The following is a 24102-nucleotide window of genomic DNA, read 5'->3' as shown; positions in this document are numbered from 1 at the left end:
CCCTGGCGGCGGGGCGGGCGCCCGGCCGCGCCCTCCCGGGGCGCCACCCCGCCGTGACGGGGGACGGCGGGGGGGGGGGGGGCGGGGCGGCGCCCCCCCCCGCCAAGGGCGCGGGCAAGGGACCCGCCGGCGCCGGACCCGCCGCCAAGAAGGGGCCGGCGCAGTTCTCCCGGCCGAGTCAGGCCAAGAGCGCGCCCCCCGCCGCGAGCGCGCCCGCCGCGGCGCCGGCCGGCTGGGGCCCGGCCCCCGCGGACGAGGCGGCGACTGCGGTCGCGCCCGCTCCGGAACGCCCCGCGGAGCCCGCCCCGGCGGCGCCCGAGCGGGTGTTCACCCGCGGCGGTTCGGCGGCCCGGAACACCCCGCCGGAAGACGATATTCCGCTACCTGACGGGCCGGACCTCCCGGACGACCCGGGGCCTTCGGAATACTCGCCAGTAGGTTATGACGGCGTCCCACCTGCTACTACGGAGGAAGAGGAACGGGAGATGCTCGCCGCGGCGGCCGTCCCGGTCCCCGCCGAAGAGCGTCGCGACCCGGATGATGTGGCCTTGGAACTCCTGCGGTCGGAATTGGGCGCTACTCCGCTACAGGGTTGACAGTTGCCCTGTGAGACGGATTAAGTTAACCGGAGTTCGCATCGGGCGGTACTATGATCGGGTGGCCGCGAGTATCGGTTCGGCGAGGTTCTAAGGTATGCCCAGGCGTACGGGTTACCTGAACCGTGCCGACCGGTTCGTGCCGCTGTTTGTACAGCGTCAGGACGGCTGGCCGAACGGCCGGTCGGCGAGGTTATGGCTACGTGCTGACCGCACAACGCGGTGACGGCGCACCTTAAGGAAGGAAACACTCCGATATGACCACAGAGGCCTACATTTACGAGGCCATCCGCACCCCGCGCGGCCGCAACAAGAAGGGGTCGCTGCACTCGGTCAAGCCCATCGATCTGACCACCGGTCTGGTCGCTGAGCTGCGGAACCGCTTCCCGAACCTCGACGAGGATCGGATCTCGGACATCATCCTGGGTGTTGTTTCCCCCGTGGGTGACCAGGGCGCCGACATCGCCCGCACCCTCGTGCTCACCGCCGGCCTCCCCGACACCGTCGGCGGCATCCAGATCAACCGCTTCTGCGCCTCCGGCCTCGAGGCCGTGAACCTGGCCGCGCAGAAGGTCCGCTCGGGCTTCGACGACCTGGTCATCGCCGGTGGCGTCGAGTCCATGTCCCGCGTGCCGATGGGCTCCGACGGCGGCGCGATGTTCATGGATCCCGCGACCAGCTACGACGCCTACATCGTCCCGCAGGGCATCTCGGCCGACCTCATCGCGACCATCGAGGGCTTCACCCGCGATGACGTCGACGCCTACGCCGTGCGCTCGCAGGACCTGGCCGAGAACGCCTGGAAGAACGGCTACTTCGCCAACTCCGTCGTTCCGGTCAAGGACATCAACGGCCTGACCGTGCTCGACAACGACGAGCACATGCGTCCCGGCACCACCGCCGCCGACCTGGGCAAGCTGAACCCGGCCTTCGCCGGCATCGGCGAGATGGGCGGCTTCGACGCCGTGGCCATGCAGCGCTACACCTACGTCGAGTCCATCAACCACGTGCACCACGGCGGTAACTCCTCGGGCATCGTCGACGGCGCGGCCCTCGTGCTCGTCGGCAACGAGGACGCCGGCAAGGCCTCGGGCCTGACCCCGCGCGCCCGCATCGTGGCCACCGCCACCTCCGGCGCGGACGCCACCATCATGCTCACCGGTCCGACCCCGGCCGCCTTCAAGGCGCTGGCCAAGGCCGGTCTGACGGTTGACGACATCGACCTGTTCGAGATCAACGAGGCGTTCGCCTCGGTCGTTCTGAAGTTCCAGAAGGACCTGAACATCCCGGACGAGAAGCTGAACGTCAACGGCGGCGCTATCGCGATGGGCCACCCGCTGGGCGCCACCGGCGCGATGATCACCGGCACCATGGTCGACGAGCTGATCCGTCGCAACGCGCGCTACGCGCTGGTCACCCTGTGCATCGGCGGCGGCATGGGTGTCGCCACCATCATCGAGCGCGTCTAACGCCCACCGACTTTTCTCGAGGAGAACCAAAAACTATGAGTGAGAACATGATCGGCTGGGAAAAGGACGCCGACGGCATCGTCGTGCTGACCATGGACGACCCCAACCAGGGCGCCAACACCATGAACCAGCTGTACAAGGACTCCATGAAGGCGACCGTCGATCGCCTCGTGGCCGAGAAGGACGACATCACCGGTGTCGTGCTGACCTCCGCGAAGAAGACCTTCTTCGCCGGCGGTGACCTCAAGAACATGATGAAGACCACCCCGGAGAACGCGGCGGACATCATGGAGGAGCTCACCTCCATCAAGGGCGACCTGCGTCGCCTGGAGACCCTCGGCAAGCCGGTCGTCTCGGCGATCAACGGCGCGGCCCTCGGCGGCGGCCTGGAGATCACCCTCGCGACCCACTACCGCATCGCGGCCGACGTCAAGGGCGTCCAGCTGGGCCTGCCCGAGGTTTCCCTCGGCCTGCTCCCGGCCGGCGGCGGCGTCACCCGCATCACCCGCATGCTCGGCATCGCGAACGGCCTCATGGGTGTTCTGTTGCAGGGCAACAAGTTCAACCCGGCCAAGGCCAAGGCCACCGGCCTGATCAACGAGGTCGTCGGCTCGGTCGAGGAGCTCGTCCCCGCCGCCAAGGCGTGGATCAAGGCCAACCCGGACAAGGGCGTGCAGCCCTGGGACGTCAAGGGCTACAAGATCCCCGGCGGCACCCCGTCCACCCCGGCCCTGGCCGCGAACCTCCCGGCCTTCCCGGCCAACCTGCGCAAGCAGATCAAGGGCCAGAACATGCCCGCGCCGCGCGCGATCATGTCCGCGGCCGTCGAGGGCGCGCAGGTCGATTTCGACAACGCCTCGCTCATCGAGTCGCGCTACTTCGTCTCGCTGCTGACCGGCCCGGTCGCGAAGAACATGATCCAGGCGTTCTTCTTCGATCTGCAGTCGATCAACAACGGCGGTTCGCGTCCCAAGGACGTGCCCAAGCGTGAGATCAAGAAGATCGGCGTGCTGGGCGCGGGCATGATGGGCGCGGGCATCGCGTACGTCTCCGCCAAGGCCGGCTACGACGTCGTCCTCAAGGACGTCACCATCGAGGCCGCCAACAAGGGCAAGAACTACTCCGAGAAGATCGAGGAGAAGGCGCTCTCCCGTGGCAAGACCACCCCGGAGAAGTCGGCCACGCTGCTCGCCAAGATCCACCCGACCGCCGATGCGAAGGACTTCGCGGGAGTCGACTTCGTGATCGAGGCCGTCTTCGAGAACCCCGAGCTCAAGGCCAAGGTCTTCGGCGAGATCGAGGACATCGTCGACGCCGACGCGCTGCTGGGCTCGAACACCTCGACCCTGCCGATCACCCTGCTGTCCAACGGCGTCAAGCGCGCCGAGGACTTCATCGGCATCCACTTCTTCTCCCCCGTGGACAAGATGCCGCTGGTCGAGATCATCCGTGGCGAGAAGACCTCGGACGAGGCCCTGGCCCGCGTGTACGACTACACCCTGGCGATCCGCAAGACCCCGATCGTGGTCAACGACAGCCGCGGCTTCTTCACCTCTCGCGTCATCGGCACGTTCATCAACGAGGCCATCATGATGCTCGAGGAGAACATCGATCCGCAGACCATCGAGCAGGTCGGCCTGCAGGCGGGCTACCCGGCCGCGCCGCTGAAGCTGAGCGACGAGCTCAACTTCGAGACCATGCAGAAGATCTTCAAGGAGACCCGTGCCGCGGCCGAGGCCGAGGGCAAGGTCATCTCCGCGGCGTCGCTCGCCTCGGGCAACGTGATCGGCACGATGATCGACAAGTTCGATCGCAAGGGCAAGCTGCACGGCGCCGGCTTCTACAACTATGTCGACGGCAAGACCGCCGGCATCTGGGAGGGCCTGCGCGAGGCCTTCGGTTCCCAGCGTGAGCTCCCCGAGGGCGTCACCCTGCAGGATCTGAAGGACCGCATGCTCTTCATCGAGGCCATCGAGACCCAGAAGTGCTTCGACGAGGGCGTGCTCACCACCACGGCCGACGCGAACATCGGCTCGATCTTCGGCATCGGCTACCCGGCCTGGACCGGTGGCGTGCACCAGTTCATCGTGGGCTACCCGGGCGGCACCGCCGGCTTCGTGGCTCGCGCCGACGAGCTGGCCGCCAAGTTCGGTGAGCGCTTCGAGGTTCCGGCTTCGCTGCGCAAGTAGTCGAGTGGCGGCGTCCGCGCCGCCGATGACGACCGGCACCGCCCGGGTCACGATTCTCGTGACCCGGGCGGTGTGCTTTCCGGTCCCCGTGCCTGCGTTTCGTGCCCGATCCGGCGAAACCCGCGCTACGTTGGGAATATGTACGGGTTGCGCATCGGACCACCCGTCCGTTCGGTGTGTGCGCTCGTGTCGAGTTCGAGGTGGGCAGAGACGTGAACTCACAGCCTGACCCGGGAGGCCCCCGGAGAGCACCCTCCCGAGTCGAAAACGCCACCGAGGCATACGTTCCCGTGTCGATCGTGGACGAGCTCGAAGCCATGGGGCTGGCCGAGGCGCAGGAGATCGGCCGGGGTGGTTTCGGTGTGGTCTACCGCTGCACGCAGCGGGTGCTCGATCGCGTAGTGGCGGTGAAGGTGCTGTCCTCGGAGATCGACGACGAGAGCCGCGAGCGTTTCCTGCGCGAGGAACACGCCATGGGCCGCCTGTCCGGGCATCCGAACATCGTGGACATCTTGCAGGTGGACGTGACGGCGAGCGGGCGGCCGTACATCGTGATGCCCTTCGCCACGCACGGCTCGCTCGAACGGCTGGTCCGGGACAACGGTCCGCTCGGCTGGTCCGATTCGCTGCGGGTGGGGGTGAAGCTGGCCGGCGCGATCGAGACCGCGCATCGCGCGCAGGTGCTGCACCGCGACGTGAAACCGGCCAATGTGCTGCTGAGCCGGTACGGGGAGCCCATGCTCACCGATTTCGGGATCGCCCGAATTCCCGGTGGATTCCGGACCTCGACCAGTCTGATCAGCGGATCGCCCGCCTTCACCGCGCCCGAGGTGCTCAAGGGCGAGGAGCCCACCGTGCGCTCGGACGTGTACGGGCTCGGGTCCACCCTGTTCGCGCTGCTGACCGGGCACGCCGCCTACGAGCGGCAGTCGGGGGAGAAGATCATCGCGCAGTTCCTGCGCATCACCAGCCAGCCGGTGCCGGACCTGCGCGAGCAGGACATTCCCGCCGACGTGGCGGCGGCCATCGAGGCGGCCATGGCCCCGGATCCGCGGCACCGGCCCGCCTCGGCCGTCGAGTTCGGTGATCTGCTGCGCACCGTGCAGTCCGGGCACGGGCAGGTACCGGACGAAATGGCGCTGCTGGACGGCGATATCTCCGGCCCGGACACCGAATACGATGACAGCCGGTACTTTTCGCGCCAGCGCACCGGGACAGCGGTGCCCGGCGCCCGCAACCGCTCGATGACCCTGCGCCCGCCCACCGGGTCCGAGACCGGCGCCCGATCCGGTGATCCGGGCAGCGGTGACTTTCCGGTCCTGGGCAACACGCTGCCGCCCACGGCCACCACGAAATTCCGGCCGCCCACGCTCGCGCGCGAGCCGGTGCCGCGCCCGCGCCTGCTGGAAACGCTGCGCCAGGGCGGACGGCGGCGGCTGGCGGTGCTGCACGGCCCGGCGGGTTTCGGCAAGAGCACCCTGGCCACCCAGTGGTGCGCCGAGCTCACCGATCGCGGGGTCGCGGTCGCCTGGCTGGGCATCGATCGCGACGACGATCACGAGGTGTGGCTGCTCGCGCACATGATCGCGGCCATTCGCCGGGTGCGCCCGGAGATCGGGGCCGGGCTCGAACAGGTGCTGGAGGAACGGCCCGCCGAGGCGGTGCCGTACGCGATCTCCGCGCTCATCGACGAGGTGCACGCGAGCGGATCCTCGGTGGTGGTGATGGTGGAGGACTGGCATCGCATCACCGACGCCGGCGCGCAGCGCGTGCTGGAGTCGTTGCTGGACAACGGATGTCATCATCTGCGATTCGTGGTCACCAGCCGCGAGCGCGCCGGGCTGCCGCTGAGCCGAATGCAGGTGGCCGACGAACTGGTCGAAATCGATTGCGATCAACTGAGTCTCACCGAGGATGAGACCAGGCAGATCCTGGTGGATCGCAACGGACTCGAGCTCACCGACCGGCAGGTGGAGCAGATTCACGCCGCCGCGGGCGGCTGGCCCGCGGCCATTCAGCTGGCGAGCCTGTCCCTGCGCGGTGCGCAGCGGGACGCCGATCAGCTCATCGCCCGGCTCTCGGGCGACAGCAAGGCCATACGCGAGTACCTCGCGGAGAACGTGCTGAATCAGCTCGAACCGGCGATGCTCGAGTTCCTGAGCGCGGTCGCGGTCCCCGAGCGGGTCAACGCCTCCCTCGCGACGGCGCTGAGCGGCGCGGCGGACGCCGGGAGCCTGCTGGAGCAGGCCGAGGCGCGCGAGCTGTTCGTGCACCGGGTCTCCGACGATTCCCAGTGGTTCCGGATGCAGCCCATGGTGGCCGAGCACCTGCGCGCCCGGCTCGAACGCGCGCAACCCGGGCAGGTCAAGGCGCTGCACCGGCGGGCGGCGCGCTGGTTCGCCGAACACCAGATGCTGCGGCAGTCGGTGGATCACGCCATGGCGGCCACCGACTTCAAGTACGCCCTCGATCTCATCGAGAGCGGCGGCATGGACCTCATCGATCGCTCCCGGCTGGCCACCCTGTTCGGGACGGTGTCGAAACTGCCGGTGCAGCAAGTGACTTCGCGCTCCAAACTGCTGATGGCGCTGGCCCGCGCGAACGTGAACCTGCAGCAGTCCGGGGCCGCGCGCACCGCGCTGGGCCGGCTGTCGAACATGCTGGCCCGCAGTTCGCCGCTGGATGCCGAGGCCGTCATCCAGCGCTGCCAGGCCGCCGTGCTGGCCGCCGCCGACCAGGTGGCGCGCGATCGCACCGACGGGGTGCTGGACCAGCTCACCGATTCGCTGCGCCTGGTCGACGAGCTGCCCGCCTGGACGGTGTCCACCGCGGCGAATCTCGCGTCCTTCGTGCGGCTCTGCGAGTTCGACTTCGACGGCGCGCGTGCCACCCAGGAGTGGGCGCGGCCGTATCACGAACGCTCCGGTGATCCGCTGGGCGCGGTGTTCGGTCGCTGCGGTCTGGGTGCGGCCGCCTACGAACAGCTCGACATCCGGACCGCCACGGCGTGTTTCGAACAGGCGTGGCAGATCGCCCGCGATCGCTCCGGCCCGCGATCGCACCCGGCGCGGGTGGCGAGTGCGCTGCTCGGTGAATTGGCCTATCGCCGTGGGGATCTGGAGGGCGCCGAACGACTGCTGGATCAGAGTCGCGAGTTGCCGGCGCGGGTCGGCCCGATCGACTTTCTGGTGAGCACCTTCGTCATCGGCGCGCGGGTCAAAGCGGTGCTCGGCGACGCCGGCGCGGCTGCCGCCCGTCTGGACGAGGGTGCGCGTATCGCGGTGGAGCGCAAGCTGCCTCGTCTCGCCGCCCGGATCCGCGCCGAACGGCTGCGGCTGGAGCTGCCCGCCGAGCCCGGTGCGGGTTCGGCGGGTGATCCGCCGCCGCGGCCGGTCCACCATCTCACCGGTGCGGCGGCGCTGACCGCCGAGGCCGAGGAGATCGCCGCCATTCGCGCCCTGCTGGCACGGCACCATCGCGGTGAGGATCCCGCCGTGCCCGACGAGCTGGCCCCGCTGGGCACCGCCGACACCGCGGTCAAACGCGCCCGCGCCCTGCACGCCCGCACCCGCGAGAAGAACCGTCCCCGCGCCGAACTCGACGCGGCCCTGCTACTGGCCGAAGCCCTGGCCACCGCCCGCTGGCAGGGCGAAGCGATCAGCGTCCTGATCCCGGTCGTGATCACCTGCGCCGACCTCGGCTGGACCCGGCCGCTGCTGGACGCGGGACCCGGCGTCCTCGGCCTGCTGCGCACCCTGCGCACCGAAATGTCCCTGGGCACAGGCGGATCCGATCCGCAGGAGCTGCCCCGGGCATTTCTGGATTCGCTCGTCTGAGCAATCGCAGGGTGCGTCCAGGCTTACCGCCTAGGGCTGCCACCACGGGCGCAGCGGGACCGTCCAGGCCTGGTCCGGGCCGTTCTTGACGCCCAGGACCTGGTGCAGCTGCACCACGCCGCGCTCGAAGCCGAGCTGACAGCCCGCCATGTACAGGCCCCACACCTTGGCCGTACCCTCGCCGACCTCCTCGACCGCGGCATCCCAGTTCTTCACCAGGTTGTCGCACCATTCGGCCAGGGTCAGGGCGTAGTGGCGGCGCAGGTTCTCCTCGTGCAGCACCTCGAGGCCCACGTTCTGGATCTCGGAGATGATGCGGCCCGAGCCGGTGAGCTCGCCGTCGGGGAAGACGTACCGGTCGATGAAATCCCCGGCCCTACTGGTGTGCTTGTTGTCCGGGCGGGTGATGCAGTGGTTCAGGAACAGCCCGCCGTCGCGCAGCTTGGATTGGATGAACTCGAAGTACGCGGGGTAGTTGTGGACGCCGATGTGCTCGGTCAGGCCGATGGAGGACACGGCGTCGAACGAATCCTCGGCGATATCGCGGTAATCCGAGTGCCGCACCTCGGCCAGGCCCGACAGGCCTTCCGCCGCGATCCTGGCCTGCGCCCATTCGGCCTGCTCGGCCGAGAGCGTCGCGCCGATGACGCGAACGCCCCGCTTGGCGGCGTAGCGCACCATTCCGCCCCAGCCGCAGCCGATGTCGAGCAGCCGGTCGCCGACCTTCAGATTCAGCTTGTCGAAGACGAGGCGGTACTTGTTCTCCTGCGCCTGCTCGAGGTTCCAGGCTTCGTCCCCGTACACCGCGCAGGTGTAGGTCATCGACTCGCCGAGTACGTACTCGTAGAAGGTGTTCGAGACGTCGTAGTGGTGGTGGATGGCCTCGGCGTCACGAGTCTTGGAGTGCCGCAACCCTTCCAGGGCGATGCGCCGCCAGCGCGGCAGGGTCTCCTGCGGCGGCGGGGCGACCGGCTTGAGCAGTTCCCAGCCGAGCGATCGGGCGATGACCACCAGCTGCATGGCGGTCGGGCGGCGGAACTTCATGCTCGCCATGGCCTTGAGCAGCTCGTACGGATCACCGGGGTGCGCGCCGTGAATGCGCATGTCACCGGAGATGTAGGCGCGTGCCATACCCAGATCGCCGGGTGCGTTGGCGACGTAGTTCACCCCGCGCGGATTGACGATCTCGAGCCCGAACTCGGAGTTCGCGGGTCCGGTGCTGCTGCCGTCGTACGCGGTGAAGCGCACGGGCATCGGTCCCTCGATGAGGGACTCGAAGATCTCGGCGATCGTGAGCTTGGAACCTAGCTCTGCGAACACCTCGGAACGGTCCTTGAATGTGGTCACTTGCGTTGCACCGCCTTCGAATACAGGTCGAGTAGTCGATGATCCGGGTTGTAGTCCTTCTCGAGGCGGGCGTAGGTGCCGCCGCCGTAGTACAGCTCGGCGAACTCCTCGGGTCCGTAATAGGAATCCGAGTAGAGCGATTTGTGGCCGTCGAGCTCGGAGACCTTGCGCTCGATGGCACGGTTGGCCGCGCCCTCCGGCTGCCCGGGCGTGGTGGCCACGGCAGACCAGAAGCCGACGTTCACGTAGCTGCGTCCCGGTTCGAGCGGGTACAGCGGCCAGGGTCGGCCGGTGCCGTTGTCGTCACGCAATCGCAAGGGGCACAACCAGATCGGTTCGATGGGAATATCGCGCAGGAACCATTCCAGGAAATCGGCGGTGCGTTCGATCGGCACCTCTATGTCCTGCACTACCCGCTCACGGGGCGGATTACCCTGGCGGGCTTCGAGTTTGTCGCCGATGTGGTACTTGTGATCGAGCGCGATGAGCTTCCAGTAGAAGCTGCTGCGCCGGTATCGCTGCGGCCACCAGCGCCGGATCTTCGGGTTCTGCGCACCGAAGGCGCGCGAGCACCAGAACCAGTCGGTGTCCCAGCGCCAGAGGTAGTCGGAGATGGTGAGCCGGTCGCGTTTGGGCCGGTCGGAGTCGTGCTGCAGGGACCGGTAGAAGATCTCCATGCCGGTGTAGTCACTGACCGGGCCGGGCTCGTCGGTCTGGCGGCCGAGCACCAGGTAGCTCTCGTCGGCGGTGAACACCACGCCGTCGAGGTAATCGACCTGCTCACCGGCGTACGAGCGGTCGGAGACGATGCGCGCCATCTCGGCCTCCAGCTCCCGTAAATCATGAAACCGTATGTGGCGCAGTGCCACATACGGTTTCACCGGTTCGAGCTCGATCTTCAGCCGGGTGGAGTATCCGAGGGTGCCGTAGGAGTTGGGGAAACCGCGGAACAGATCCGCGTGCTCGCCGTCCGGGGTGGCGGTGATGATCTCGCCCGCCCCGGTGAGCACATCGATCTCCAGGACCGATTCGTGCGGTAGCCCGTTGCGGAAGGACGTGGACTCGATGCCGAGGCCGGTCACCGCGCCGCCCAGGGTGATGGTCTTGAGTTGCGGCACCACCAGCGGCGCGAGCCCGTATTGCAGGGTGACCGCGACCAGGTCCTCGTAGGTGGTCATGCCCGCCACCTCGGCGGTGCGCTGTTCCGGGTCGACCGCGATGACCTGCGTCAATCCCGAGACGTCGAGCCCGGGCGCGGTGTTCTTCGCCCGTGCCCGGAAGAGATTGGAGGTCTTCTTGGCCAGCCGGATGTTCGCATCGGGCGGGATGGCACGATAGGAGGCCAGGAGTCGATCGACCCCGGCCTGATACGCGGCGAACCCAGATTCGCGTGCGGCCGGTGCGCGGCCAGCCAACCCCAACAGACTCACTGCCACCCTCGGAACGCTAGCGTGCACCGACCGGTACGGCCAGCAAGCGCACACCGGCGGGGCGGTTTTTCACACACAGTTAGCATGCGACGATGTGGCCCCCAGCAGCCACGCTTCGAGTCTATTCCCGCTCCGACCGTGAGAATAGTTACTTCGGCTAATTGCCTGAGGATTGCGGTGTGTCAGTGCGGCTTTGGGTCACGAGTTGGATACGGATGCGCTTCGGTGGGCGGGTGGAGCAGGGTTGAATGCTCGATCGGCGGCTTGTGCGCGGCCGGCCGGGGCGGCTCGGGATCGGGGATCGGGCCGACCGGGGGCGGCGCATAGAACTGCTGCGGTGCGGGGAACCCGGGGCCGGGCACCGGGTGCTGCGGGCCGGGATACGAGTATTGCGGGCCGGGCGGAAGGCCGTACCCGGCGGCGGGCGGGTACGGGTAGCCGCCGAAGACCGGTTGCGGCCCGCGCTCGCGGGCCCGCTTCTGGTCGCCCAGCGCCACGATCAGCCAGACGGTCCCGCCCAGGAACACGATGCCGCCGATGCCGGCGGCGGTCCATTTCTCCTCGGTGTTGGTACTGCGCTGGCTCGAATAGCTGCGGGTCGTCGAGTTGCCGTTCTCGGTCGTCACGCACCGCTCGCCCGGTCGCATCTGCTCGTCGCCGCACATGACCTTGCCGCGGTCTCCGATGGCCAGGGAGACGAGACTGAGTCCCCCCATCAGGAACCCGAACACGAGTACGGCGATGGCGCCCTTGACCGCGTTGCTGATGATGCTCTCCCCCGGGTGAATTCGCTTGTGCGGCAGCTGTTCAGCGCGGGCGCTGCGGATAGCCGGGCTGCTGCGGGTACGGCTGCTGCCCGTAGCCGGGCTGCGGCTGGTAGGGCTGACCCGCGGGCGCGTACTGCGGCGCGGGCAGATACCCCTGCGGCGCGGCGTAGCCGGGCTGCTGACCGTACGCGGGCTGACCGTACTGCGGCTGCTGGCCATGGGGGGCGGGCTGGGGGTAGGGCGCGGGCTGACCGTAGCCGGGTTGCTGACCGTAGGCGGGGGCCTGCGGCGCGGGCTGTCCGTACGGATTGGGCTGGGCGTACGGGTTCGGCTGCCCGTAGGGATTGGGCTGGGCGTACGGGTTGGGCGCACCGCCGCCGGACGGCGGGTTGGGTGTGTTGCCCGAGCCCCGGCGGATCTCGCGGACCAGCATGAACCCGCCGCCGACGATCATCAGCGTCCCGATGCCGAACAGGATCCACGGGGTGGAGCCGTTGCTGTCCTTCTGCTCGTCGTAGGTGCGGGTGGTGGTGCGGCCCTTGCGGGTGGTGTCGCAGGTGTCCCCGGGGGACATCACCCGGCTGCCGCACTTCACCGTGCCGTCGTCGCTCAGCGTGCTCACGCCGCCGAACAGCAGAGCACATCCGATGACTATGGAGAGAACGTAGGACAGCACGTTCTTGACGCGGCGAACGGAGTGCATGGTGGAGCGATTCCCCTCGAATAAAACCCGTAGAACAGACAATCCGGTCGTGCAGGATCGCGGCGAAGCATAACCGGGTGGTGGCCCGCTGCCCACTGGAATGGGCGTCCGCCCAGTTGGGCGGCTCCCTCGTCACAGCGGTTCGTCGAGTTCGAGTTGCCGAATCTGCGGCAGATACGAATTCAGCTCGCCCGCTTCGAATCTGCGCATGCCGATCACATGCCAGAACTGCCCGTCGGTAAGTCCCTCGGTCTTGTAGCGGCCGTCCGGGGTGAACGCCGCCCAGCCCTCGGGCCAGCCGAGCAGGGTCGCCCGCTGGGCCGGGGGAGTGTCGTCGGCGCCGCAGCTCCACAGCATGACGCTGCCGTCGTTGCCGCCGCTGGCGAGCAGCCCGCCGGTGCGGGCGAAAGCCAGCGAGCGCACCCGGTAGCGGTGCCCGGTCAGGGTGTGCAGGTGTCGTCCGGAGGTGATGTCCCACAGGTGAATCGCCAGATCGTCGCCCGCGGTGGCGAGCATCCCGGTGCGCGGATCGATCGCGACGCACCACAGTTTGCCGCCGTGCCGGGTGAGCCGGTGCACCGTCGCGCCGCCGCCGATGTCCCAGATCCGCACCTCGGCGTCCCAGGACACGCTGGCCAGTCGATCGCCGTGAAAAGCCACCCCGTACACGCGATCCCGATGCCCGCGCAGGGTGTGCAGCAGGGTTCCGGAGGCGACGTCCCAGACCCGGACCTCGGAGTCGTCGCAGCCGGTGGCCATGCGCGCGCCCGCGGCGTCGAACGCGATCGAGCGCACCCGCCCGCGATGATCACGGCAGACCGCGTGCTCGCCGCCGGTGTTGCGGGTCCACATGGTGACGCTGTCGTCGTCGTTGGCGGTGGTGACCAGGCGGCCGTCCGGACTGTAGGCGGTGGCCCACACCGGCGCGGCGTCGATGCTGATGTGCCGCTCGTGGGTCGCGGTGCCGATGTCGAACACGCTGAGCCTGCCGTCGTTGCCGGTCGTGGTGAGCTGACCGGGCCGGGCCGGGTTGAAGATGGCCGACTCCAGGTTCACCGGGCGATCGGCGTCGCCGCGCAGATGGTCGGTGAGCCGGCCGGTGGCGGCGTCCCACAGTCGCACGTCGCCGTCGTTGCCGCAGGCCGCGAGCACCGCGCCGGTGGCGTCGAAGGAGACCGTGCGCACGTGGCGGCCGTGCCCGGTGAGCACGTGCCGGCACTCTCCGGTCACCGGATCCCAGACGCGCAGCGCGAATTGATCGTCGGCCACGGCCAATTGCCCGCCGTCCGGGCGGAAGACGAACGGCCAGATGGATCCCGTGTGCCCGGTGAGGCGATGCCGGGGCGCGCCGGTGCGCCCGTCGCGCACCAGAATCGAGCCGGTGGCGTCGCCGCTGGCCAGCAGGTCCCCGCTCGATTCGAAGGCGAGCCAGTGGATGGGCGCGGTGCCGTGCTCGGCGCCGGTGTGCAGCACCGCCCCGGTGTCCAGGCGCCACAGCATGATTCCGCCCGCGGTGTCGCCGCTGGCCAGCAGCGGCTCGGTGGGATGGAAGGCGAGCGTGTACACGATGTCCCGGTGCCCGGGCAGTTCTCGCACGGGCCGGCAGCCGGCCGGATCCCACAGCGCCAGCACGCCGTCGGCGCCGCAGACGGCCAGTAGCCGCCCGGTCGGATCCCAGGCCACGCGGCGCAGCGAATCTGTCTGCGCCCGAAAGGTTCCCGTCTCGGTGCCGGTGTGCACCCGGAAGATGCGGACGGTGCCGTCCTGGTAGCCCGCCGCCACCTGATCGCCGTGGAAGGCGATGCTGACGATGCGCTGGCGCTGTCCGCGCGGGGCGGCGAAGCGGTAGCGCAACTCGCCGGCGGGCAGCGACCACAGGCGCAGCACGCCGTCGGCGTCGCCGGTGGCCAGCTGATCGCCGGTGACGTTCACCTCCAGCGGCCACGGCCATTTCTCGTGGTCCGACAGTATTCTCAGCGCCTCACCGGTGGTGGCGTCCCAGATGCGGACGGTGTTGTCCGCGGAGCCGGTGACCAGTACCTGCGCCGTGTAGGCGACCGCGAACGCGCGGGCCCGGTGTCCCTGCAGGGTGCGCAGCACGCGCCCGGTGTCCGCGCCGTAGATGACCACGCCCCCGTAGTCGCAGCCCAGGGCCAGGACACCGCCGTCCGGGCTGTAGGCCAGCGGCCGGGGCAGGCGGCCGTGCCTGGTGTCGAAGCCGTGCATGACCCCGACCGCGGCCGGCGCGAACTCGGTGCCGGGCGGGGTGCCCGGCACCCGGGCCGAACCGGTCAGCTCGGTCCGCGCCGGCAGCCCGATGACCTCGAGCAGTGCGGCCCGGGTCCACACCGTGCCGTGCCGCAGAGTCGCGGTCAGGTTGGTGCGGGCCAGGCGGGCCCCGGTCAGATCGGCCTGGCACAGATTCGCCCCGATCAGCGACGCCTGATCGAGCTGGGCGCGGTGCAGGCGGGCGTTGCGCAGATCGGCGTTGCGCAGGTCGGCGCCGATGAGCTGGGCTTCGGTGAGATCGGCCCCGCGCAGGTCCGCGCCGATCAGCGAGGCCCGGTCGAGCCGGGCGCGGTGCAGGCGGGCGTCGCGCAGGTCGGCGTTGCGCAGGTCGGCGCCGATGAGGTGGGCTTCGGTGAGATCGGCCCCGCGCAGATCGGCCCCGGCCAGCGCGGCCTGCTCCAGATCGGCCCCGGTGGCGTCGGCGCCGGCCAGTACCGCGCCGTCGAGGGTGGCCTCGAACAGCCGGGTCCGGCGCAGGACGGCGCCGGTGAGGTCGGCGCGGCGCAGGTCCCGATAGGACAGGTCCTGCTCGCCGAGGTCGATGCCGCGCAACGGGGTATCCGGGGCCGTGCGCAACCTGGCGGTGATGCGCTCGGCGTTGTGCCGGGCGATGTCGTGGGCCGCCGGATCCTCGAGCACCCGCCGGATCCAGGCCCGCAGCAGCCCGAGATCGGTGAGATCGCAGAGGAATTCGATGCCCAGCGGGGTCAACTCGGCCTGTTCCAGCGGCGGCGGCGCACTCGCGCCCGCGGCGAACTCGACCGAAACATGCTTGGCCACCAGCCAATCCGCGACCGAGGGGTGAATGAAGCCGAACAGATTGTCCTCGGCGCGCACCAGCAGACTGCGCGAGCCGATGATGTGCGCGGACAGCGGCGCGCTGCGCCGACCCGGATCGGTGAGATCGTCGACTTCGCGTGCGACGTCGGTCAATTCGGCCAGCGTCAGGTAGGGCTCGCCCGCCTCCCACACGCGCAGCGCGAACGCGGTGATCGCCTGCCACAGCTCCTCGACGCGCAACCCGGTCTGCGCGCCCGCCTGTTCGGGCGAGCGCTCGACCTCGTAGGTCAGCCAGGACTCGAGGATCTCCCGGTACAGCCGGGTCGGGCCGATGAGCTGCCCGGATCCGGCCGCGGCCCGCAGCCGGTGCTCGTCGATCTCGGCGATGAAACTCAGCATGCGCGGATTGCGGGCCATGGCCAGCAGATCCGGGATGCCGCGCAGCAGCCGCATCCGGTCCTCCGGCGGCGGGCCCGCGCCCACGTCCGGCATGAGCGAGGCGCGATTGACCAGGAACGAGCGGACCTGGTCGGGGGTGAAGTCCTCGATATTGATCACCCGCCGGCCCGACAGTTCGTCGAATCGCCTGCCCAGCGCCCCGGACACCTGATCGCGGGACTTGAAGTGCTGGGTGCGCGCGGCGACCACGACCTTGGCCCGGCCCACCGCCGCCTGCAGCAGCGTGTCCATGTGGTCGGCCGCGCTCTCGTAGCTGAGCCGGGACAGCAGTTCGTCGAAGCCGTCGAACAGCAGCACCACCCGGCCCTGTTCGAGCAGGTAGTCGAGCGCGCCCAGATCGATGCGGTCCTCGCCGTTGTCGGCCAGGTGCGCGGCCACCAGGGTGTGCACCGAGCGCGTCCGATCGAGGGTGCGCAGTTCGATGAACAGCGGCAGCAGCGTGGGCTGGGTTTCGCCGATGCGCCGGGCCAGCTCGCGCAGGGCGAAGGTCTTGCCCCGCCCGAAATCGCCGAGCAGCAGCACGAACCGGCCGTCGTCCCCGGTGACCAGGCGCATCAGCGTGCCGATGAGATCGTCGCGGATCTCCTGCGCGCCCGGCTCCACCATGCGGAAGCGCTGGGGCACATACAGTCCCGGCGGATAGCGCGGATCGTTGCGCAGTTGCTCGGCCTGCTTGCGCAGGTAGTCGTCGAGATCCAGCAGCCCCTGGAAGTCGGAGAAGCTGCGCACCCGGACGCCGTCGGCGGCCGCCCGCTCCCGTACCTCGGGTGTCGGCCGGGGTCCCCGGTAGACCAGCTCGGAGCCGGGTTCGGGCTGCCCGCGCAGGAACCGGTCCAGCACCGCCTCGGTCACCTCGCCCACGTGTACGCCGATGCGCCGCTGGTCGATGACCCGCCCGTGCTCCTCGGTGATCAGCAGATAGGGATGCTCGGTGGCGCTGCGCCGAATCTTGGCGTCGGGGAACTTGACCGCGCAGATCTCCCGGACGCTGTCCAGCAGTTGCTCGTCGGGTCCCGGCGCGGTCTGCGGGGCCGGCGCGGGACGGTCGGGCTCGTCCGGGCCGAAGGCGGCCGCGCACCGGGCCCAGGGTTCGAGCCAGAAGACCGGTTTCTCCGCCACCGGCGCACAGGGCAGCCGCAGCAGCCCGCCCGCGGTGATGTGGATGAGTTCCGGTCGATCGGGTTCGGCGGCCAGCACCGGCAGTGCGCCGCCGAGCCGGCGGGTGTGCGTGCCGTCCGGACCGGGGCCGTGCAGCAGCAGATTCAGGCGCGGGCCGAGCGCGGCGGCCAGTTTCGGGGCATCGCGCAGCAGCGCCGGATCGTAGGGCGATGCGCTGGAATGCGATACCGCCGCGTGCCGCACGACGCCCACGCGCAGCCACCCCCGCTTCTCGAAATCGCGCAGGCGTTCGGCGAACCAGTTGAGTTGTTCCTCGCCGACCGATCCGTAGTCGCTGTCGGCCAGGTGGGTCGCGGCCATGGTGGAGTTCAGGCCCGCGATCACCACGTGCAGTTCGGGAACGGGGAACAGGGTGTAGGGCTGTCCCACATCGAAAACCAGCTGATCCAGGCCGCGATAGAGGGTGGTGAACAGCTGTGCGAAATGGGCGAGCTTCGGGAAGTAGGGCGGTAGCGGCCTGCGGTCGTTGGCCGCGCAGTCCAGGAAATAGGAGTGGCAAGCCAGGGTGGACACGTCGTGATTGCCGGGCACGACCACGACTCGGTCCGGCGCGAGCTTCAGCAGTACGCGCAGCCCGCCGAGGAACGAAATCGCCTGCCGCACTTCGGCGGGGTGGCCGGATTCGGTGAGATCACCGCTCACCACCAGCAGATCGGGCGTCGGCACCCCCGGCTCGCGATCCAGCAGCTCCGAGACCGCGCCCCAGACATGGGATTGCAGGCCCGCGGGATCGCGCGGCTGCCCGGCCGCGGCCAGGCCGCGACCGAAGCGGGGACCGGGCAGATGCAGGATCGACAGTCCGGTGCGCGGCGCGGCCGGTCCGGATCCACCCGGAAAGTCCGGCGCCGTCAGCGGTCTTCGGCCCACCGCCGCTTCCGGGCGCGCGTCGTGGCCCGATCCGGCGGGCGGCGCCGCCGGGCCGGAGCGGGCGGGCAGCCGCGCCGCGCGTTCGAGCAGTTGCCGCCGCGCCGTGTCCTCGGACCGCGCGTCCGCCAGGTCGAGGAATTCGGTATGCGGAGCGAAATCGGCGGGCGCGCAGTCATCTACGCGCACCGCCAGCACCTTGGCGGGGTCCAGGGCGGCCACCGCCCGTCGTTCGGCCGCGCAATCGCGGGAGTCGAGATAGTTGTGCGAGAACACCGCGACCACGGCCGCGGATTCGCGCAGGCCCTGCCGGGTGAAATCCTCGTAGCTCTCGCCCGCGGCGAAATCCCAGGAGTGCAGCAGCACCCGATAGCGCGCACCCGCGGATTCCAGCTGCCAGGCCAGCCAGGCCGCCCACCGTTCGTCGGCCGGGGAATAACTGATGAAGAAGTCCCGCGGCCACCCTCCCGCCACCGTCACCGTGTCAGTATTGCCCAGCCCGAACCCCTTCGAGGCCGGTCGAATCGAACCCGGCCCGACATATCCCGCCGCGTGGTTCGGTATGCGTGGTTCGGCCGCCGGTGCGGCGCCCGGGGATTCGCGGGCCGGGCCACCGGGGGCGCGGGGCATGTCAACATTGATCATGCGAGAACTCGATTCCGAGCCGCGGGATTCTCCGCTCGCGCGGCTGCGCGCGTCGGTCCGGAACCGGCTGACCGTTCTCGACGGCGTCCGCATCGGTCTGCTTGTTCTCGGATTGCTCTGTGTGGCAACGGGATTGCTGCCGCGCGCCGAGGCGGCGGACAATATGGCCCGCATCGCCCCGCTGCTGCTGTTCCTGGTCAGTGTGATCGTGCTGGCCTCGCTGGCCCGGCGCGCCAAGGTCTTCGACGTGATCGCGCATCGCCTGGCCATCATCGCGGGCGGCAACTACGCGGCGCTGTTCCTGCTGTGCGTGCTGTTCGCCTCGACCACGACCGCGGTGCTGAACCTCGACACCACCGCGGTGCTGCTCACCCCGGTCATGCTGGCCCTGGCGATCCCGGCCCGCATCGCGCCGGTGCCGCTGGCCATGACCACGCTGTGGCTGGCCAATACCGCGAGCCTGCTGCTGCCGGTCTCCAACCTCACCAATCTGCTCGCGGCCGATCGCGTGGCCCTGCACGCGCTGGACTTCGGCGCGAGAATGTGGCTGCCGCAGCTGCTTTCGGTCGGGGTGACCATGGTCTGCCTGTGGCTCTGGTACTGGCGGCGACCGCATCGCGGTGCGGACCGCTACGTCGTGCCGGAGCCGGTGACCCCGGCGGACGCTCGCGAACGCGTGCTGCTGTACGCCACCGGGGGTGCGTGCCTGCTGTTCGTGCTCGCGATTCCCTTCGCGGGCGAGCGCATCGAATACGCGGCGGCCGGCGCCGCGCTGATCGCGGTGGCGGCCTTCGGATTCCTGGATCGCAGCGCCCTGCGCTGGTCGCTGTTCCCCTGGCAACTGCTGGTTTTCGTGACCGGGCTGTTCCTGGTCGTCCCCACCCTGGGCCGGTACGGCCTCTCCACGGTCATGAGCACCCTGATCGGTGACGACTCCGGGGCGGCCGGCGCGTTCCGGGCCGCGAGCGCCGGGGCGGGCCTGTCCAATCTCGTGAACAACCTGCCCGCGTACACCGCGGGCGAGGCGGTGATACCCGTCGGGGAACGCGATCAATTGCTGGCCCTGCTGATCGGCACCAACGTCGGCCCGCTGGTCACGCCGTGGGCGTCGCTGGCGACCCTGCTGTGCCTGGAGTTCTGCCGGACCCACGAGGTGCGAATTCCCATGCGGCGCTTCGTGCTCACCGGGTTGGCGCTGGCCGTGCTCGCGACCGGGGCCGCGGTCACCGGTCTGCTGCTGACCGCCTAGCCCGCGCGGTTCACCAGTGCGGCGCGGCCTCGGGGCGCAGCGCGTGCCGGATGATCTCCGCGACATCGTCGTCGGTGTAGACGCCCGGCAGCGGCATGCCGAGCCGGTCGAACAGCTCGCGGGTCTGGCGCAGCGTCGGCTCGCCCGGCGTCGACAGATCGCTGTGCAGATCGATCGGGACGCGCTTCGCCTGCCGGAAACTCATCCGCAGCTCCCGCGCGAGATCGCGGTAGTGCGGCTTGTCGCTCTCGAACAGCAGCGCCGGGGTGTTCGCGTTGCCCTGGGTCACGATGACGCAGCCGGCGGACAGGTCCCACCGGTAGGTGGTGCGGATGGGCGACACCGCCAGATCGATCTCCAGGAATTCGGACTGCTGGTGATACCACCAGGCGGCCAGCACCGTGCCGTAGGCCTGTTTGCGCACCCGGTCGGCGGTCCACGGGCGGCCGGTGTTGGCCGGTTGCAGCGAGGCGCGGAAGTGCGCGTCGTCCCGGCACACCGCCTCGTTGGCCGGATCCAGGATCTCCAATTGCACACGCAGCGAACGCCGTTCGTGCCGCGCCTTGTCCAGCAGCTCGGGCAGGGTCACCGCGCGCAGGTAGCTGCCGGTGCCGCCCTTGAACGCCCACTGATCGGTCGCGCCGCGGGCCAGCGCGTGCGTCTGGCCGATCTCGGCGCCGTAGAGCTGGCGGACGGTCGCGGTGTCGCGCACCGCGCGCGAGAGCGCGGCCCGATCGCGCAGAATCGAAATGGCCAGCAGCGCCAGCACCACCAGCGTGGCGGACGGCACATATTTGTCGTCACCGCCGAAAGTGCCGAACATCTCGACGGCGGCCGCGGTCAGCGCGACGATCATGACCACGACGGCATCGAGATTGACGCGCAGCCATCGTATGAAGCGTTTCATGCCCGCGTCCTCCCCACGACGTCCACCCAGGATAGGGGTTTCGGGCGGCGCGGGACTCGAATCCGGATACCCGCCCCGGACATCGCTCGGCGTACCATGACCGGGCGGCACCAGGGCACTCAGCCGGGAATCACAAAGGAGCACATGGTGGGACAGGTCAGCGCCTCCAGTTCGATCGTCGTCACGGCGGATCCGAAGCGCACGCTCGACGCGATCGCCGACTACGAGTCGGTGCGGCCGCGCATCCTCTCCTCGCACTACCGCGACTACAAGGTGGTCGAGGGTGGCAAGGGCGCGGGCACCGTCGTGGAATGGACGCTGCAGGCCACCGAGAAGCGCCAGCGCAACGTGCGCGCGGCCATCTCGGTCTCCGATTCCATGGTGACCGAACGTGATTCGAACTCCTCCATGGTCACCACCTGGACCGTCACCCCCGAGGGCAGCGGCTCGCTGGTCACCGTGCGCACCAGCTGGAAGGGCGCCGGCGGCATCGGCGGCATCTTCGAGGGCATCTTCGCGCCCCTGGGCCTGAAGAAGATCCAGGCCGAGGTGCTGGAGAAGCTGAAGGCCGAACTGGTGTAACCGCCGTCCCGCATTCGGCCCGACCGGATGCGGAGCGGGCCGCACGACCCCGAACGGTGTGGGGCGCGCGACCCCGAACAATTCGACACTGCCGCCCGCCCCGTGAATACGGGGCGGGCGGCAGTCGTTCGGGTAAGCCGGGCCGTGCCCGGCGATGACCCTCAGCCCGCCGCGATGTCGAAGAGGTTGCCCTCCGGATCCGACAGGGTCGTCCACTTCATGCCGTACTCGTCGAAATCGGCGATGTGCTTGGCGCCGAGGGCGACCGCGCGCTCGATGCCGCCGGGCAGGTCGTCCGACAGCAGGTCCAGGTGGACGACGTTCTTGCCGGGGTTCTTGTCCGGGACGTGGATGAACATGAGCGTCGGGCTCTGGCCGGTGCTCTGGCCGACGGTGGCGAAGTGCTCGTTGCCGTCCGGGTCTACGGTGCGGTCGAGCAGTTGCGCCCAGAACGCGGCCAGCTCCGCGGCGTTCCCGGAGTCGATGGTGATGTTGGCGATCTTGATGGCCATGACGGTCTCCTGTCGGGTCGGATGAACTCGGGTGGTGCTCAGAGCCGGCCGATGGGCCAGCAGATCTCGGTGATGTAGCCGGACTCGTCGGCGTCGTCCGGTCCGGCCAGGTAGATCTCGCGGACCGGCTCGGCGAGCGCGGTGTCGTGCTCGGCGACGTGGCTGCCCAGCGCGCCGTAGGTGCGGTCGAACTCGGTGAAGGGGCCCAGGTGCACGGCGACCGCGAAGCGCCGGGCGGGCAGTTCCAGCACCCGGCCCACCACCGCGGCGCGCGACCGGTCGGCCGGGGTGATCGGCACGTACGCCATGACCTCGCCGTTCTCCTGCTCGAAGAACTCCATGTCGTAGGTGGCTCCGGCCGGTCCTGCGGGCTCGATCTCCGCGCGCGCCAGCCCCTGATACAGCGTGCCGAAGCTGGTGTCGCACCAGTCGCCGATGCCGTCCCGGCCCACCGTCTCATTCAGGACCAGCGCGGGATGGCTTGCGACGGAACGATATTCGACCGCGAGTGGAATGCTCGCGGGCGGCAGCAGCAGCGTCCGCAGGGAGGCGACGACGTCGCGGGTGCGGGTCAGCTCGGCCTCCATCCGCTCGAGGTGCGCGCGCAGCGCCTCGTCCCGGGCGGCCCGGTCCGGGGCCGCGAGCACCGCCTTGATCTCGGGCACCGGCATGTTCAGCTCGCGCAGCCGGCGAATGAGATGGGCCTGATCCACCTGATCGGTGGAGTAGAACCGATAGCCGGTGCCCGGGTCGACCGCGGCCGGTTCGAGCAGCTCGATCTCGTGGTAGTAGCGCAGCGCCTTCACGCTGAGATAACTGAGCCGGGAGAACTCCCCGATCGGAACCGTCGCTGTCATGCCTTCAGCGAACACTCTCCCACCGGGGGAGAGTCAAGACCCTCCGCTTGTAGGCTGGTGACCGATCACATCCCCGCAGAGAGGACACGTCGTGCAGCCCGGTGGAGAGTTCGATATCCAGCAGTTGATGGCCCAGGCCCAGCAGATGCAGCAGGCCGTGATGGCCGCGCAGCAGGAGATCGCGGCGGCCGAGGTGGACGGTGAGGCGGGCGGCGGTCTGGTGCGCGTCCGCATTCGCGCCACCGGCGAGATTCTCGCGTTGACCATCGACCCCAAGATCATCGACCCGGAGGACGCGGAGACGCTGCAGGACCTGGTCATCGGCGCGATCAACAACGCCATGGAGAATGCCCAGGAACTGGCCGCGGATCGGCTCGGCCCGCTGGCCGGCGGTCTCGGCGGCGGCGCGCTGCCCGGCTTCTGATCGCGGCCGGGACAGCGGCGGAGAGGAACAGGCGTGTACGAGGGTCCGGTTCAGGATCTCATCGACGAGCTGGGCAAACTGCCCGGTGTCGGTCCGAAGAGCGCCCAGCGCATCGCTTTTCATTTTCTCTCGGTGGAACCGCCGGAGATCGATCGCCTGCAGGCGGCGCTGCAGAAGGTGCGCGACGGCGTACGTTTCTGCGTGGTCTGCGGCACGGTCTCCGACGGTGAACGCTGCCGCATCTGCTCCGACCCGCGGCGCGATCGCACCATGATCTGTGTGGTCGAGGAGCCCAAGGACGTGCAGGCCATCGAGCGCACGCGGGAGTTCCGCGGCCGCTATCACGTACTGGGCGGTGCGCTGGATCCGCTCTCGGGCGTCGGCCCGGATCAGCTCCGGATCCGGGAGCTGCTGACCCGCATCGGCAATCAGGACGACGGCGTCGACGTCAGCGAGGTCATCATCGCGACCGATCCCAACACCGAGGGTGAGGCGACGGCGACGTATCTGGTGCGCATGCTGCGCGATTTCCCAGGCCTGAGCGTGACCCGGCTGGCGTCGGGTCTGCCCATGGGCGGGGATCTGGAGTTCGCGGACGAGCTCACGCTCGGCCGGGCGCTGTCCGGTCGCCGCGCACTCTGAGGTGGCCGTTCGTTCCCTCGATGGCGGCGCGGCATCGCTGCCGCGTCGCTCCCGGGTGAACTCGAACCCGTCCGGCTAGGTCCAGACCGGCGGCGCGGGCATGGCCGCGGGCTGGGGGCACGGCATGTGCTGGCTGTTGCGAGGAACGTCCGCGCCCGCTCCGGTGGCGTGCAGTGCGACCACCGCGGCCAGTGCGGCCGCGATGCCGACCAGCACGGCCAGGCTCTTGCGCAGTCTCGGTGTGCTCGGCCTCGGGCGTAGCTTCAAAGCTCTCTCCTCGTCTCGGACGGATTTCGAAAGCAAATCGGACGGCACCGCGTGCGAATATTTCGAAATGTTAGCTTTCCGGCGCCCGCGCGCAGTTCATTGCGCGGGT

The 24102-nt window shown here is 69.5% G+C and carries 16 protein-coding genes; 7 read left to right on the top strand and 9 right to left on the bottom strand.

What is annotated here, in order from left to right; translation table 11 throughout:
• Positions 1-853 precede the first annotated feature (853 nt).
• The 3 genes from ABZ319_RS21935 to ABZ319_RS21925 all read left to right on the top strand — a co-directional run bounded on the left by ABZ319_RS21935 (position 854) and on the right by ABZ319_RS21925 (position 8090).
• Positions 854-2065 carry an acetyl-CoA C-acetyltransferase gene (locus ABZ319_RS21935; protein WP_354988311.1) on the top strand — a complete coding sequence of 404 codons (1212 nt, stop codon included), beginning with the start codon at positions 854-856 and terminating at the stop codon, positions 2063-2065.
• A gap of 35 nt (positions 2066-2100) precedes the next feature.
• Positions 2101-4254: a 3-hydroxyacyl-CoA dehydrogenase NAD-binding domain-containing protein gene (locus ABZ319_RS21930; RefSeq protein WP_354988310.1), complete on the top strand. Its 2154-nt coding sequence runs from the start codon at positions 2101-2103 to the stop codon at positions 4252-4254.
• Between the two features lie 299 nt (positions 4255-4553).
• The gene (locus ABZ319_RS21925) at positions 4554-8090 is read left to right on the top strand and encodes a protein kinase (RefSeq protein WP_354988309.1); all 3537 of its coding nucleotides are present in this window, start codon (positions 4554-4556) and stop codon (positions 8088-8090) included.
• A gap of 30 nt (positions 8091-8120) precedes the next feature.
• On the opposite strand, the gene ABZ319_RS21920 is transcribed toward ABZ319_RS21925, so the two are convergent.
• From ABZ319_RS21920 to ABZ319_RS21900, 5 genes are all read right to left on the bottom strand, one after another.
• Positions 8121-9437 (bottom strand): class I SAM-dependent methyltransferase, encoded by a 1317-nt coding sequence (locus ABZ319_RS21920; RefSeq protein ID WP_354988308.1) that lies wholly within the window; start codon positions 9435-9437, stop codon positions 8121-8123.
• On the bottom strand, positions 9434-10867 hold the full coding sequence (locus ABZ319_RS21915; protein ID WP_354988314.1) for an FAD-binding oxidoreductase: 1434 nt from the start codon (positions 10865-10867) through the stop codon (positions 9434-9436). The genes ABZ319_RS21920 and ABZ319_RS21915 overlap by 4 nt, the downstream gene beginning before the upstream one ends.
• A gap of 182 nt (positions 10868-11049) precedes the next feature.
• Complete coding sequence (locus tag ABZ319_RS21910) at positions 11050-11583, bottom strand: hypothetical protein (RefSeq protein ID WP_354988307.1); 534 nt, start codon at positions 11581-11583, stop codon at positions 11050-11052.
• Positions 11584-11674: 91 nt separating this feature from the next.
• Entirely contained in the window at positions 11675-12337 is a 663-nt protein-coding gene (locus tag ABZ319_RS21905; protein ID WP_354988306.1) for a hypothetical protein, read from the bottom strand.
• Positions 12338-12469: 132 nt separating this feature from the next.
• Complete coding sequence (locus ABZ319_RS21900; protein WP_354988305.1) at positions 12470-18388, bottom strand: pentapeptide repeat-containing protein; 5919 nt, start codon at positions 18386-18388, stop codon at positions 12470-12472.
• Between the two features lie 148 nt (positions 18389-18536).
• On the opposite strand from ABZ319_RS21900, the gene ABZ319_RS21895 reads away from it, so the two are divergent.
• Positions 18537-19802: an SLC13 family permease gene (locus ABZ319_RS21895; protein ID WP_354988304.1), complete on the top strand. Its 1266-nt coding sequence runs from the start codon at positions 18537-18539 to the stop codon at positions 19800-19802.
• Between the two features lie 10 nt (positions 19803-19812).
• On the opposite strand, the gene ABZ319_RS21890 is transcribed toward ABZ319_RS21895, so the two are convergent.
• Entirely contained in the window at positions 19813-20709 is an 897-nt protein-coding gene (locus ABZ319_RS21890) for a hypothetical protein (protein ID WP_354988303.1), read from the bottom strand.
• Positions 20710-20856: 147 nt separating this feature from the next.
• On the opposite strand from ABZ319_RS21890, the gene ABZ319_RS21885 reads away from it, so the two are divergent.
• Positions 20857-21291, top strand: coding sequence for an SRPBCC family protein (locus tag ABZ319_RS21885; protein WP_354988302.1), 435 nt, complete (start codon positions 20857-20859; stop codon positions 21289-21291).
• Positions 21292-21452: 161 nt separating this feature from the next.
• On the opposite strand, the gene ABZ319_RS21880 is transcribed toward ABZ319_RS21885, so the two are convergent.
• Positions 21453-21803: a VOC family protein gene (locus tag ABZ319_RS21880; protein WP_354988301.1), complete on the bottom strand. Its 351-nt coding sequence runs from the start codon at positions 21801-21803 to the stop codon at positions 21453-21455.
• A gap of 38 nt (positions 21804-21841) precedes the next feature.
• A complete protein-coding gene (locus ABZ319_RS21875) occupies positions 21842-22660 on the bottom strand; it encodes a MerR family transcriptional regulator (RefSeq protein ID WP_354988300.1) in 819 nt (272 codons plus the stop codon).
• Between the two features lie 91 nt (positions 22661-22751).
• On the opposite strand from ABZ319_RS21875, the gene ABZ319_RS21870 reads away from it, so the two are divergent.
• Together ABZ319_RS21870 and recR are read left to right on the top strand one after the other, a co-directional pair.
• Positions 22752-23084: a YbaB/EbfC family nucleoid-associated protein gene (locus ABZ319_RS21870; protein WP_354988299.1), complete on the top strand. Its 333-nt coding sequence runs from the start codon at positions 22752-22754 to the stop codon at positions 23082-23084.
• 33 nt (positions 23085-23117) lie between these two features.
• Positions 23118-23726 carry a recombination mediator RecR gene (recR, locus tag ABZ319_RS21865; RefSeq protein WP_354988298.1) on the top strand — a complete coding sequence of 203 codons (609 nt, stop codon included), beginning with the start codon at positions 23118-23120 and terminating at the stop codon, positions 23724-23726.
• A 75-nt stretch (positions 23727-23801) separates the two neighbouring features.
• On the opposite strand, the gene ABZ319_RS21860 is transcribed toward recR, so the two are convergent.
• A complete protein-coding gene (locus tag ABZ319_RS21860) occupies positions 23802-23993 on the bottom strand; it encodes a hypothetical protein (protein WP_354988297.1) in 192 nt (63 codons plus the stop codon).
• Between the last annotated feature and the right edge of the window lie 109 nt (positions 23994-24102).

This window comes from Nocardia sp. NPDC005978, assembly GCF_040614455.1.
In the GTDB taxonomy this organism is placed as follows: Bacteria; Actinomycetota; Actinomycetes; order Mycobacteriales; family Mycobacteriaceae; genus Nocardia.
This window is presented reverse-complemented; position numbering and strand designations above follow the sequence as displayed.